Genomic DNA, 13,349 nt, shown 5'->3' on the forward strand with positions numbered 1-13,349 from the left:
GGGGGCGCGCCGTCCTGGGCCATCGGTATTGTTTTCTGGAAGGGCGGCGGGCAGCCTCGGCGGGCTGCTCAAGTGGTCCGGTCTCCCCTCGTATATGGCTCGAAAATTACGTCAATTCGTTAGGTTTGTCCACGCGCGATACGGGGGAGTACGGGAGGCCATCCGTGCGTTCGGAAAGGCGGGTGAGCTGCTCGTTGCCTTTGATTTATCGAGGTTGTTTTTTTCTGTCGCAGAAGAACGGCAAGACCTCGGCAGGACCGCGCATGCCCGTATGAAAAATCTCATACGGGGCCGGCAGATCAGGTTCTGCAGGGAAGATTTCCTGCGGTCCGGTCTGGCATCCCGGGACGGCCGCGCGCTGTGCGCGGCAGTACCCTGACGAATCTGTCAGACCCTCGCCTCCGATGCCCCGAGACACGCCGGGCATCCTGGCCCCGACGGCTCGGGCGTTCCGGTCAGTACCGCTTCAGTGCCGCGTCAGTGCGGCAAGCAGGGTCTTGAGCATTCCCGTCTTGCCCTGGGCCTGGGGCTGGGCCACCGCCATGCTCATCTGCGCCAGCCGCTGCGTCAGGTCCTTCGCCCACGCCGTCTTCTTCCAGTCGTCTCCCGTCGTGGCCGTCGCCGGCGTCGGGGCCGCGGGTTCCGGCGTGGCCAGCGGCACACTCCAGTTCACCTGCGGCGCGCCCCCGCCGTTCGTCTCCGGTCCCGGCACCGGCAGCACCAGGTTCCCCGTCTCGACACTCGCCGCCGTGCTCCTCAGCATCACCGGCGCCGGCGGCTGCACCGCCACCACGGTGATCTGCGCATCCGTCCCGTCCACCCCCGCCTGGCTCGCCGGACTCTGGCTGAGCTTCCCGTCGTTCAGAGTGAGCACCTGCAGGTCGATCGCCGCTCCCCCTTCCGCCGCTCCCGCCTTCACCTGGAAGTCGATCTCCAGCAGTTCGGTCAAGCCACTTCCCAGCGCATTCAACCGCGCCAGGTCCAGCACGAACTCCCCCGCTACGTGCTTCACCAGCCGGTACGGGAAGTCGGTGGCCAGCCTCACCCCCTTGTACTCCAGCCGGCTCGCGTCGTAGACGATCTTCGCCGTCAGGCTTTCCACCCCCGTGGAGGTGTCGATCGTCAGCGGGATGCTCACCAGGTCTCCGGCACTGGCACTGCCGCTTCCGCCCAGCCCGACGTTCCTCGCAGGTCCGCCGAACGCGAGCGGGCTGCTCCCCGCCGGCAGCGCCGGGATCTCCGGCCTCGCCTGCCCTTGCACAAACTGCATGAACCGGTTCACGTCCAGACTGGTCAGTTGGCCGTTGCCGTTCAGGTCGCCGATCAGCACGGGGTCGACCAGCGGGTAGGAGTCGAGTGCCCTGTCCTGCCCCGACAGCACCCGCTGCAGCCGTTGCACGTCCAGCATGCTGTACCCGCCGTTGCCGCTCGCATCCAGGAAGTAGGCCGAGACCTGGACGGCGTCGTCACCCCGGACCGTCTCGACCGGGCCCCTGGCTCCACGCTTCAGCGTGATGTCCCCCCAGGCGATGCGATGGGCCGTGCCGTAGGCCGTCGGAGCCAGCATCCCCACGTCCAGCGTCAACGGCGTCCGGGTGCCCGGCTCGAGCGGCTTGTCGAACACGACCGTGGCGTGCAGCCCGTCCCGGATGGCCGTCAACGCGATGCTGCCGGTGAGGCCGCCACTGAAGTTCAACGCCATCACACCGAGATCGCTGCCGGCATCGAGCAGATCGAACTGGAGCTCCGTCACCCCGGCGGCCTGGGTCAGTGACACCGGCAGCACCGCAGTCTGCCCGGGTCCACGTACGAGATCGGGCAGGCCGAGCGTCGAGCCATCGGTCGCGCGGACCGTGAAGTGTCCCGTGAAGTCGTCACCGGCCGTGCCGTCGCCGTTCCCGTCCAGCCGGCCGCCGAACCCGCTGCGTACACCAAGTTCGTCACCCCGCACGGTCACGGTGTACGTGTCCGGGGCCAGCGCGCCGCCGGATCGGACGAAGGACAACCCGCGTCCGTCGGGATCGACGATGACCGATCCGCGTACGCGCCCCGACGTGCCCCCCACGAGTTCGAGATCGGTGATACCGGCGGGCCGCCCCGCCTCTCCGAACGGTTGAAGCGTCGAGGGGTCGATCGCCTGATCGAAGGTCATGCGGAATCCGCTGACGGTCGGCGTGAATGCGGTGACCACGAGCGGACGCGGGATCACGTCCAGGGTGACGGTACCCAGCGTGACGTCCCCGAACACGTCCCGGACGCCATACGTGAAACCCGTCGTGCCGGTAAAGCCGTCCGCCGGCCGGAATTCGAAACTGCCATCGGAAGAGACGAACGTCAGGTCGCCCTGGAGCCCCGTGGTGTCCAGCGCACCGAAGTCCAGGAACAGCGCATCACCGTTGGCGTCGGTGTCGTTGCCGAGCATGCCGGGCCCGGCCACCTGCAGCGTGACGCCCGGCTCGGCCACGTAGCGGTCGGGCCGCGCCACGGGCGCCGCGTTCTCCACCTCGACGGTGAAGCCCGCTTCATCGTCCTCGGCCACGCCGTTGTTCAGCGTGCTGTCCGGGTCGGGCGACGTGGACTGCACGATCGCGGCGTGCATCTCGAACGTACCGCGGCGATGCGTGCGTAGTTCCACGTCGAAGGTGACCGCATCGCCGGCCTCTAGCGTGCCGACGTTCCACAGGTAGCCGAAGTCGTCGCGCACGAGATCCGCGTCTTCCGGCAGCGTGCCGAGCACGTCGAAATCCTCGCCGGACAGGGGCAATCTCACCACGACGGCGTCGGCCGTGCCCGGACCGTCGTTGCGCGCCACGAGTCGCAGCGTGAACGTCTCACCGGGATCGAAGCCGAAATGCGCGCCCGTCTGGACCACCCCGCCCACGACCATCTGCATCGCGAGCGACAGGTCGGCGGGCACGATCACGTCTCGCACGACGATCGACACCTCGACCGGATCGGAGAGTTGCCCGGACGCATCGCGCAGCGTGTACACGAACGTGGCGCGCTGGTCGCCCACCACGTGCCGCGGCGGCGTGTAGGTGAAGCTGCCGTCGGACTGGTGCTGCAGCGTGCCGAGTGTCGGCGGCGTGACGCTGTCCACGATCGTGAAGCGCGACTGCCGATCGTTCGAGAGCAGGCCGGTCGCCTCGGGTACCACGAGGGCAACGCCTTCGTCCGTGGTGTAGTCGTCCGGCAGGCCCGAGGGGCGCGGCGGCAGCGGGACAGACCACTGTTCGCGATCCTCATTGTTGTTGGTGTTGCGATCGACGTTGGCCACCCCGTTGACCGTCACGGGACTTGCAAACACGCTCACCAGGACCCATCCGGCTGCAGGACTGTTGCCCACGAGACGCATCCCCACCGCGTCGTTCGGCCCCAAAGTGCCCACCGTCCACACGCCGGTCGCGGCGTCGTAGCTGCCACGTTCCGGCGTGAACGCAGTCACCTGGAAATTCACGAAATGGACCCGCACGACAGCGTTGTCCACCGTGAGACCACTTCCGTTCCAAATGCTCACGGAGGTCTCGACACTCTCGCCAACGATCGGCGTGCGTCGTTTCGACTCACGAAGGCAGCCAGATCCGCGCTCGGTGCAACAGCAGACCACTGCTCGCGATCCTCGTTGTTGTTGGTGTTGCGATCGACGTTGGCCACCCCGTTGACCGTCACGGGACTTGCAAACACGCTCACCAGGACCCATCCGGCTGCAGGACTGTTGCCCACGAGACGCATCCCCACCGCGTCGTTCGGCCCCAAAGTGCCCACCGTCCACACGCCGGTCGCGGCGTCGTAGCTGCCACGTTCCGGCGTGAACGCAGTCACCTGGAAATTCACGAAATGGACCCGCACGACAGCGTTGTCCACCGTGAGACCACTTCCGTTCCAAATGCTCACGGAGGTCTCGACACTCTCGCCAACGATCGGCGTGCGCGTCGTGCCTCGACTCACGAAGGCAGCCAGATCCGCGCTCGGTGCAACAGCAGACCACTGCTCGCGATCCTCGTTGTTGTTGGTGTTGCGATCGACGTTGGCCACCCCGTTGACCGTCACGGGACTTGCAAACACGCTCACCAGGACCCATCCGGCTGCAGGACTGTTGCCCACGAGACGCATCCCCACCGCGTCGTTCGGCCCCAAAGTACCCACCGTCCACACGCCGGTCGTGGCGTCGTAGCTGCCGCGTTCCGGCGTGAACGCAGTAACCTGGAAATTCACGAAATGGACCCGCACGACAGCGTTGTCCACCGTGAGACCACTTCCGTTCCAAATGCTCACGGAGGTCTCGACACTCTCGCCAACGATCGGCGTGCGCGTCGTGCCTCGACTCACGAAGGCAGCCAGATCCGCGCTCGGCCGGCTCACGGTCCAAGTGGCCGTCGCCTCGTCGTCCTCGCCCCGCCCCGTGCCGTTTCCGGCGGTGCTGTCGGGATCGAGCACGACCTCGCCCGTGCGACGCACCTGCATGATCTCCGCCGTGAGGCGCGGCGTGACGCCGCCCATGGCCGTTCCCGTGGTGATCACGAGATCGGTGCTGGCGCCGGCCGCAAGCGGTCCCACGGTCCACGATCCGATGCCGGTGTCGAACGCGAACGCGCCCGAGGCCGTGATGGCACTCACCACCGAGAAGTCCTGGTACCCGAACGCCACCTGCATCTCGTCGACCGCGCTCGGGCCGTCGTTGCGCACGCGCACCGTGACCGACTGCTGCGTCGTGCCGAAGTCGTACACCGATTGTGCAGGCAGGACCTCCACCGACACGTCGGCGTACAGCTGGCGGTTTGCGACGAGCACGGTCACGGGGATCGGCGCCGAGCGTTGCCCCTGCGCATCCACGAGCACGTAGTCGAAGGTGGCGTAGGTGTCTTCGGTCACCGCGGCCGGCGCGACGAAGGTGAACGCGCCATCGGAATTCACCGTCACCGTGCCGACCGATGGCGCGGCTGTGGCTGGCGACCTGCGTGCCCGGCGCCGGCGCGTCGTTGGCGAGCAGACCGAGCAGCGCGGAGACATCCAGCGTCTCGCCTTCGAACACGACGTAGGCGTCGGACTGCCCGATGGGGCTCGGCCGGTCGTCCACCTGCACGGTGATGGTCGCCGGGGCGCTGGTCTGTCCGAACGCATCGGTGACGGTGTAGCTGTAGACGTACACCGACGTGGCCGTGATGCCGCTCGGTGCGACGAACGTGATTCCGCCGTCGGCGGCGACGTTCAACGTGACGCCCGGGTGGCTACCCGAGACGGTGATGATGCTGCCACGGAGCACATCGTCGTTGACGAGCAATCCCTGGCTCGGCGGCAGCGTGAGCGTGCCGCCTTCCGCCACCGTGAAGCTGTCGGCGCGCACGACGGGCGCCGCGCCAGGGGTGCCGTAGAACACGACCTTCACTTCGTCGTCCTCGGCACCGAACGCATGGCCCGCCCCGTTGCCCGGCGTGCTGTCCGAATCCGGGACACTGCTGCTCACGATCTCGGCGCGGAACAGATTCTCCAGCGGCACCAGCGGCGACACGACGAGATCGAGTGTCGCGGAGGCTCCCGCATTCAGTGCCCCGGGTCGCCACGTCAGCACCTGCACTCCGTCGCTGCCGACCGGCTCGTACGTCAGGTCCGCCGTCTCGGGCAGGACACCGCGCAGGTCCAGCGCCCCGATGGGGAACGTGAGGCGCACTGCGGATTCCGCCGCGCGCGCGATCGCCGCGTTCTCCGCGACGAGCCGGAGCGTGAACTCCGTTCCGGCCGCGACGCCGATCTCATCGATGCCCACCGGGGCGCCGTCCACCAGCAGCACTGTGGACAGCGACAGGTCCGCAGTCGGCGGAATCACCGTCCACGCGGGGCTCTCCAAGATCAAGCTGTACTGACTGGCGGAGAGCACGTCGCCGTCGATCGTGGCGCCGGTGATCTCAAGTCCGACCCGCCCGACGCCACCCCGCGGACTGAAGCCGGTGAACACCACCTCGGCGATCTCGCCGACGGCCAGGTCGGTGAAGGAGAAGGTAGCGGTGTCGGGAAGCAGGCTCGCAAAGACGGCGGCGCTGCCGGGAAGCAGGGTCACGACCCCCGTACTGCGCACGTCCGTCACCGTGAAGTTGTCGAATCCGAGGCGCAACGACCCCGCCTCGATGGTCTCGGTGCCGACGTTCTCCAACCAGAAGCGCAAGGTCTGGACGCCAGTGATGGCGTCGATCGTCGGCGATGCGACATCGATCCCGACGGAGTAGTTGAAGGTGTGCGGACGATCCTGCACGTGGAACGTGACAGCCGTCGGCGCGCTCGTCTGTCCGAACGCATCCGTCACGACATAGGAGAACGCGTAGTCCGTGTCGACCGAGTCCACTCGCGGCGCGTCGAACGTGAAGCTGCCGTCGGCGGCGACGTTCAGCGTCGCGCCCGGATGGCTTCCCGACACCTGGAAGGTGCTTCCGGGCGACAGCGTGTCGTTCGCCAGCAGCCCCTGGCTCGCCGGCACCGTCAGCGTGCGGCCCTCGCCGACGGTGTAGGTGTCCGCCCGCGCGATCGGCGGGTCGCCCGGCGTCGCGTACAGCACGACGGCAAGCGCGTCGTCCTCGTGAGCCCCCACGCCGTTGCCCGGCGTGCTGTCGGCGTCGGGCGCGGTGCTCTCCCACACCTCGGCGAGCAATTGCACTTCCGTCGGCAGCAGCGATGCCAGTTGAAGGTCGAGGTCGGCGGACTCGCCGGGCGCGAGCGCGCCCACCTGCCACCAGAGGGTCTGCATCCCGCTCGCCGAGATGTCGTCGACCTGCACGTCGGCATCCTCGGGCAGCAGGCCACGCCAGTCGATGGCCGCGTCGGGGAAGGTGATGCGGACGCGAGCGTCCGCCGCGGCATCCGCATCCGCCGCGTTCCGAGACGTGAGGCGCAGCGTGTAGGTCGTGCCGGCCCGCGAACCGAATTCGTCGACGCCGACGATGTCGCCGTCCACCAGGATCCGCGAATCCAGCGAGATATCCGAGGTGGCAGGATCGTCGTTCGTGATCGTCACGACGCGGGAGCTGCCGGCACCGATCGTCCCGCCCTCGACACTCGTCACCCTGACCACGAAGGTCTCGTCGGGCTCGCGGATCCGGTCGGCCGTGGTGGTGAAATCCACCGTCCATTGGTCCCGGCCCGCGGGAATCGTCACCGTCCGGGTGCCGAAGCCATCGACCAGATCATCCGCGCTCGCGCTCGATGCGCCCGCACGCGCATCCGCCTCCAGAACATACGTGACCGTCGTCGGTGCGCTCAGGTCCCCCGAGCGGTGGAACACGACGGTCCCGGCCGCACCTGCGCCCGGTGCCGTGCCTTCGAGCACTTGTTCCGTCACGGTCGCGATCTCGACCACGGGGGAGTCGTCATCGAGCACGTGACCGATGGCAGCACCCTGTTCGAACCAGTCGACGTGATGGAACACGAGCGAAAAAGGCAATCCGACGCCGGTGCTCCGGATCATTCTGAGACTGATCATCTCATCCGGCTCCAGTGCCGTATCCGGTGCGGTCACGACTTCGATCACTGCCTCCGTCTGACCGACGGCGAATGTGACGAAATAGTATGGAAACTCGTCGAATGACATGGGGTCCCGGGTCGCTCCCCGCACCTCGGCAACGTCGGTCAGATCCGCGGGGGCGGTGTCGAGGTCGATGTTGCCCACAAGATCGAGGGTCACAGTCGCGATCGAACTGGTATCCCCGGATCGCACCAGAGTGAAGAACAGACTGCCACCACCCGACACACCGGGCGTGCCCTCCCGCACGGCACCGACATTCCGGTTGCTCCAGGCGAGCTTCGGACCAGTGACGTCGACCGTGATGGTCGTCACTTCCCCAAGGGCGGTGCCGTCGAAGGGCTGGTACCTGATCGTGTCGGTGCCGACGAAACTGGCATCGGGCGTGTAGAGCAGCGACCTGGAATCCTCGGACATCCGGACCACCCCACCGCCTCCGGGCCGGTCCAGCAAGAAGATTAGAAGCGCATCGCCCTCGGCGTCCGTGTCGTTGACCAGCGGCGTGATCGACACGAGTGTTTCCAGAGTCGTCGTGACATGGTCCGGCGTACCCACCGGCGCATCGTTGACGGGGGCGACCTGGAGGGTGATCGTCGCGCTGTCCATGGCGCCAGTCGCATCGGTGACCGTCCAGTCGATGCGGGCGACCCCGTTGAAGTTGGTTGCGTACCGGAAGACGCCGAGCCCCGTGAGGGGATCGAAACTCGCGAGGGTGCCGCCCGCGACCGCGCTGACGGTCCAGCGGGCGACGTTGCCGTCGGCATCGGTCGTCAGACTCGCCAGCGAGAAGTGCAGGTCCGGTCATCCTCGAAGACCGCGAGCACGAGGTCCTCGGCGAAGGGCGCCACGGACGTCACCGGAACCGACGCGGCCGCGCTGTCGTCCTCGCCGTTGGTCGTGCCATTGCCAGGCGTGCTGTCGGGGTCCAGGACCGAGGCCGTGATGATCTCGGCGACGACATCGGGCGTGCCGACCGTGGCGAAGATCGTCTCGATGGCGATCTCGACGAAGCCGCCGGCCGCGATCGGGCCGAAGGTCCAGAGTCCCGTGGCGGGGTCGAAGCCTTCGCTGGTGCCGAGGAAGCTCACCCCGAGGCCGGGCGTGAGCCGGACCGTGCCGCCTGCGCTTGTCGGGCCGGCGTTGTCCACGCGCACCACGACGTCGGCGGTGCCGCCTGCCACGACTTCTTCGGCGTTGACGACAAGGCTGAGGGAAAGGTCGGCCGGCGCCAGATCGTCGTTGACGATGGTGAAGTCGTAGGGCGTCGTGTCCGTCGTGCCGTAGGTGCTGCCGTCGAGCGTGATGCGTACGCTCTCGTCGGTCTCCAGCGTGCTGTCGGGCGCAATCAGCACGCTGCCGGTCCCGGTCAACTGACCCTGCGCGAAGTCGACCCAGAAGAGGTTGCCCATCCCCTCGACCAGGTCGTCGAGGACGGCCGACGGCGCAGGGCCGCCCTGGGTCGAGAAGAACACCTGCGCTGCGCCCAGATCCCCGCTGACCCGCGAGACGGTGAAGGTGAAGACTCCGCCCGTATCCGCCGCCGTCCCCTCGGCCACGCTGCGCGGGCCGGTCGAAGTGATGGCAAACACCGGCGGCGGCAGGTCGTCGTTGAGGATCACCGCGGTGACCGGCGTCGTATCCACCGTGCCGAACGTGCTCGACACGAGCGCGACCGACACGCTCTCGTCGGGCTCGAACAGCGCATCGGGCACGAACGGCAGGGAGAAGGTGAGGAAATCCGCCCCCGCGGGGAATTCGATCTGCCGGACCGCGAAGCCGTCCACCAGGTCGTCGGCACTTGCGGGGTTCGTCCCGGCCGCGGCGACCGCGACGGTGACCGTCGCCGCGCTCAGGTCGGTCACAAGACTGCGCCGGATCAGGAAGGCGGCCGTACCGCCATTGCCGGCCCCGGTGCCCTCGGTCGTCACGTTCTCCGCAAGCTGCAGCGTGAACACCGGCGGCGGCGCGTCGTCGTTCAGGATCACCGCGGTGACCGGCGTCGTATCCACCGTGCCGAACGTGCTCGACACGAGCGCGACCGATACGCTTTCGTCGGGCTCGAACAGCGCATCGGGCACGAACGGCAGGGAGAAGGTGAGGAAATCCGCCCCGCGCAGGAATTCGATCTGCCGGACCGCGAAGCCGTCCACAGGTCGTCGGCACTTGCGGGGTTCGTCCCGGCCGCGGCGACCGCGACGGTGACCGTCGCCGCGCTCAGGTCGGTCACAAGACTGCGCCGGATCAGGAAGGCGGCCGTACCGCCATTGCCGGCCCCGGTGCCCTCGGTCGTCACGTTCTCCGCAAGCTGCAGCGTGAACACCGGCGGCGGCGGCGCGTCGTCGTTCAGGATCACCGCGGTGACCGGCGTCGTATCCACCGTGCCGAACGTGCTCGACACGAGCGCCACCGACACGCTCTCGTCGGGCTCGAACAGCGCATCGGGCACGAACGGCAGGGAGAAGGTGAGGAAATCCGCCCCCGCGGGGAATTCGATCTGCCGGACCGCGAAGCCGTCCACCAGGTCGGCGGCACTTGCGGGGTTCGTCCCGGCCGCGGCGACCGCGACGGTGACCGTCGCCGCGCTCAGGTCGCTCGCAGGACTGCGCCGGATCAGGAAGGCGGCCGTGCCGCCATTGCCCGCCCCGGTGCCCTCGGCCGTCACGTTCTCCAGAAGCTGCAGCGTGAACACCGGCGGCGGCGCGTCGTCGTTCAGGATCACCGCGGTGACCGGCGTCGTATCCACCGTGCCGAACGTGCTCGACACGAGCGCCACCGACACGCTCTCGTCGGGCTCGAACAGCGCATCGGGCACGAACGGCAGGGAGAAGGTGAGGAAATCCGCCCCCGCGGGGAATTCGATCTGCCGGACCGCGAAGCCGTCCACCAGGTCGTCGGCACTTGCGGCGTTCGTCCCGGCCGCAGCGACCGCGACGTTGATCGTCGCCGCGCTCAGGTCGCTCGCAGGATCGCGTCGGATCAGGAAGGCAGCCGTACCGCCATTGCCCGCCCCGGTGCCCTCGGCCGTCACGTTCTCCAGAAGCTGCAGCGTGAACACCGGCGGCGGCAGGTCGTCGTTGAGGATCCCGCCGCTGGCGCTCAGCGGCCCCGTCGTGGACAGCGTCACGCCCGTCCCGCCCGTGAGCGTCAGGCGCACCGCCTCGACGGCCTCCGTCACGAGATCGCCCGCCGCGAAGACGGACACAGTGACGCGGTCCTGCCCCGCCGCGAAGTTCGCGGTGAACTGGCCGAGACCCGCGCCGACGCTGTTGCCCCCCACCGTCACCCGCCCCACGTCCGCCGCCGTGAGCGTGCTGCCCGGCGCGGCGTCCAGCGCGAACTCGACGCTGCCCGCCGAACCGAGGTCGCCGCTGCGCACGATCACGAAGTCGAGCCGTCCGTTCGCGGCCGGGTCCGCAGCGTTGCCTTCCAGCACGCTTCCCGCATCGGCCGCCGCGAGGGCGACCGTCGCACCGCCGGTGGCCGCGGCGAAGCGCACGAAGGTCGCCCCTCGTCCGCTGCCGCCGTCCGCGCTCAGGTCGATGAAGCCGATGAAGAACGCATCCTGGCCGAGCACCGTGTTCACGTCGGGCGTATAGGTGAAGCTCAGGTAGTCGCCCGTGACGGGATCGACGTTCGCCGACAGGACCCCGCTGTCCTCGTCGAAGCGGATGGCGTAGCCCGAGAACTTCACCGGCCCGCCGACCGTGGAGTTCGCCAGCAGTGCAGACACCGGGAATGTCACGCTCGTCGCGCCCGCGGGGACGGGGATCACGGTTTCCGGGATCACGGGCCTCGGGACCGACACATCGAACGTGAGTGTCGCGGCGCTGCGCCGGCCGAACTCGTCCACGAGGTCGTAGGTGACCGTGTCCTGACCCGAGAACCCCACATTCGGGATGTAGCTCAGCATCAGGTTCAGCGGATCGGTCGTGGGGACGACGCTGTTCGGGTTGCCGGGCTCCACGTACAGGATGCCGTGGGCCGGCTGCGTGAAACTGGCGAAGTCGGCGAACACCCGGGTGCCGGGCGCGATCACGTCGTTCGCGAGCAGGCGCGACAGGCTGAGGGTGCCGAAGGCCTCACCCGGGCCACCGCTGACCGCCCACCGCAGCGTGTCGGCCACGGCCACCGGCGCGGCAGGCGTCGTCGTGAGGAAGCGGAAGCGTCCCGCGTCCTGCGCGCCCGTGGGGTCGGCGAGTGCGAAGTCCAGTGCGTAGTCGTCGGCATAGCCCGCGGCGAACGTGAACTCGATGCGGTCCTCGAAGCCCTGGAGCGTCACGGTGGACGGCACGGCCGTCGCGTAGAAGGCCATCGACAGCGCATGGCCGTTCTGATCGAACGTGCCGGGGAACGCCGCCAGATCAGCGAAGCGCAGCGTGTAGGTGCCGCCGGGAGCCACGACGGCGGCACCGTCGGCGACGACCGGCGCGCGGTTGAAGACTTCGACCGTGACGTTCGCCGTGGCGAGGTTGCCGTAGGCATCCTCCGCCTCGTACGCGAAGCCGACGCTCGTGGGCGTCGTGCCGAAGCTGGCGACGCGCAGGGTGCTGCCGTAGTCCTCGACCGCAACGTTGTCGCCCAGAGTGACGCTGCCGGGCACGATGCCCCGGAACGTGAGCCCCGGGCTGTCGTTGGCAAGCAACGCAGCGAAATCGAAGTAATTGTCCTGACCGAGCGTCGCCCGCAGCGTGTCGTCCGCCGCGGTGGGCAGCGCGCTGGGCCGGATCGTCACCGTCGCCGCATTGCCGATCACTGCACCGGTCGCGGCGTCCGCGAGGCGATAGTCGAACGTCACCGGCGCCGTGAGCGGTGCATCGAGCAGCACGCGCACGAACCCCTCCGGAAAGTCGGCGGCGAACTCCGCCGGCACGTCGGGCAGCAGGCTCGACGGATCGTTGTCGAAGCCCTCCACCGTGACGCCCGGGGGCCCGATAAGTTCGGCGAGGACGAAAGCGTCGCCGTCGAGATCGAGGTCGTTGCCGAGCAGCTGCGGCAGCGGGATCAGGATCTCGCTCGCACCGCGTCCGCCGGTGATCGTGTCGGCCAAGGCGATGGGGGCGCGGTCCCCGGCGAACCCCGGCACCAGTTGCGCCACGTCGACGATGGCGAGCGCCGCCGCCGAGCCGTCGGCGTAGTCCAGCAGGGCACGCCGAAGGCGACGCGTTCCACCTCGAAGGCGGCCACCTGCCCTTCCGGCGCGTTCGACCCGATCGCATTGGCGATGAAGCCGCCGCTGTAGTCGAAGAAATCGTAGTCGGTCGGCGCGCCGCGCAGGAACAGGGTGTCGGTGCCGTCGCCCCCCCTGACGGTCTGGTTCGCCGTCACGGGCGGATCCATGGGGCCGGGTTCGAGCCAATCGTCGCCGTCCTCGCCGTCGAGGTAGTCACGACCGTTGCCCCCCACGAGGATGTCGTCGCCGCCGCCGGCCCCGCTGCCCCCGCCCCCGTCGGCGTAGATCGCGTCATCGCCCGCAAGCCCGTCGATGATGTCGTTGCCGAGGGTCCCGTAGATCGCCGGGTTCCCGGACACGTCGTTGTCGTCGAGAATCGTCCCGAGCAGTGTCGGGGTGGCTGACAGCAGCAGGCGCGGTTCGAGCGTTTCGAAGACGGCCCGACGGCGGAACGGGATGCCCGGAGGCACGGCCGGGCGAACAGAGCGAGAGCGCCACCGATCGAACCAGTGCCGCAGCCTCATGGCCTGCTCCCGGACTGGCAATCGGCAGGCACGGCACATCGGTCGTGCGGACGCACTGGCATGGGGGTCTCCGTTGTTCTTGTGTCGACGGCGCACGAAGCCCGGTAGCGAAATGCATACCGGAACGCGCGCCTGAATGCTATGCCAC

General features: G+C 68.5%; 4 protein-coding genes. All 4 read right to left on the reverse strand.

From position 1 onward, the window contains the following. Nucleotides 1-466: 466 nt before the first annotated feature. Nucleotides 467-8,113, reverse strand: coding sequence for a cadherin-like domain-containing protein (locus tag IPK20_22625; GenBank protein MBK8019189.1), 7,647 nt, complete (start codon nt 8,111-8,113; stop codon nt 467-469). A gap of 164 nt (nt 8,114-8,277) precedes the next feature. Then, nucleotides 8,278-9,585 carry a hypothetical protein gene (locus IPK20_22630; GenBank protein ID MBK8019190.1) on the reverse strand — a complete coding sequence of 436 codons (1,308 nt, stop codon included), beginning with the start codon at nt 9,583-9,585 and terminating at the stop codon, nt 8,278-8,280. Continuing rightward, nucleotides 9,489-12,602, reverse strand: coding sequence for a hypothetical protein (locus tag IPK20_22635; GenBank protein ID MBK8019191.1), 3,114 nt, complete (start codon nt 12,600-12,602; stop codon nt 9,489-9,491). Before IPK20_22635 ends, IPK20_22630 begins: the two co-directional genes overlap by 97 nt. Beyond that, nucleotides 12,509-13,147, reverse strand: coding sequence for an LEPR-XLL domain-containing protein (locus IPK20_22640; protein ID MBK8019192.1), 639 nt, complete (start codon nt 13,145-13,147; stop codon nt 12,509-12,511). Before IPK20_22640 ends, IPK20_22635 begins: the two co-directional genes overlap by 94 nt. Nucleotides 13,148-13,349: the final 202 nt, after the last annotated feature.

The sequence above is a fragment of the Betaproteobacteria bacterium genome (assembly GCA_016713305.1).
Classification (GTDB): domain Bacteria; phylum Pseudomonadota; class Gammaproteobacteria; order Burkholderiales.

What these genes read in the sequence shown, in the direction of transcription:
- IPK20_22625 (MBK8019189.1), bottom strand. Translation starts at nt 8,113, where the DNA reads ATGGACAGCGCGACGATCACCCTCCAGGTCGCCCCCGTCAACGATGCG.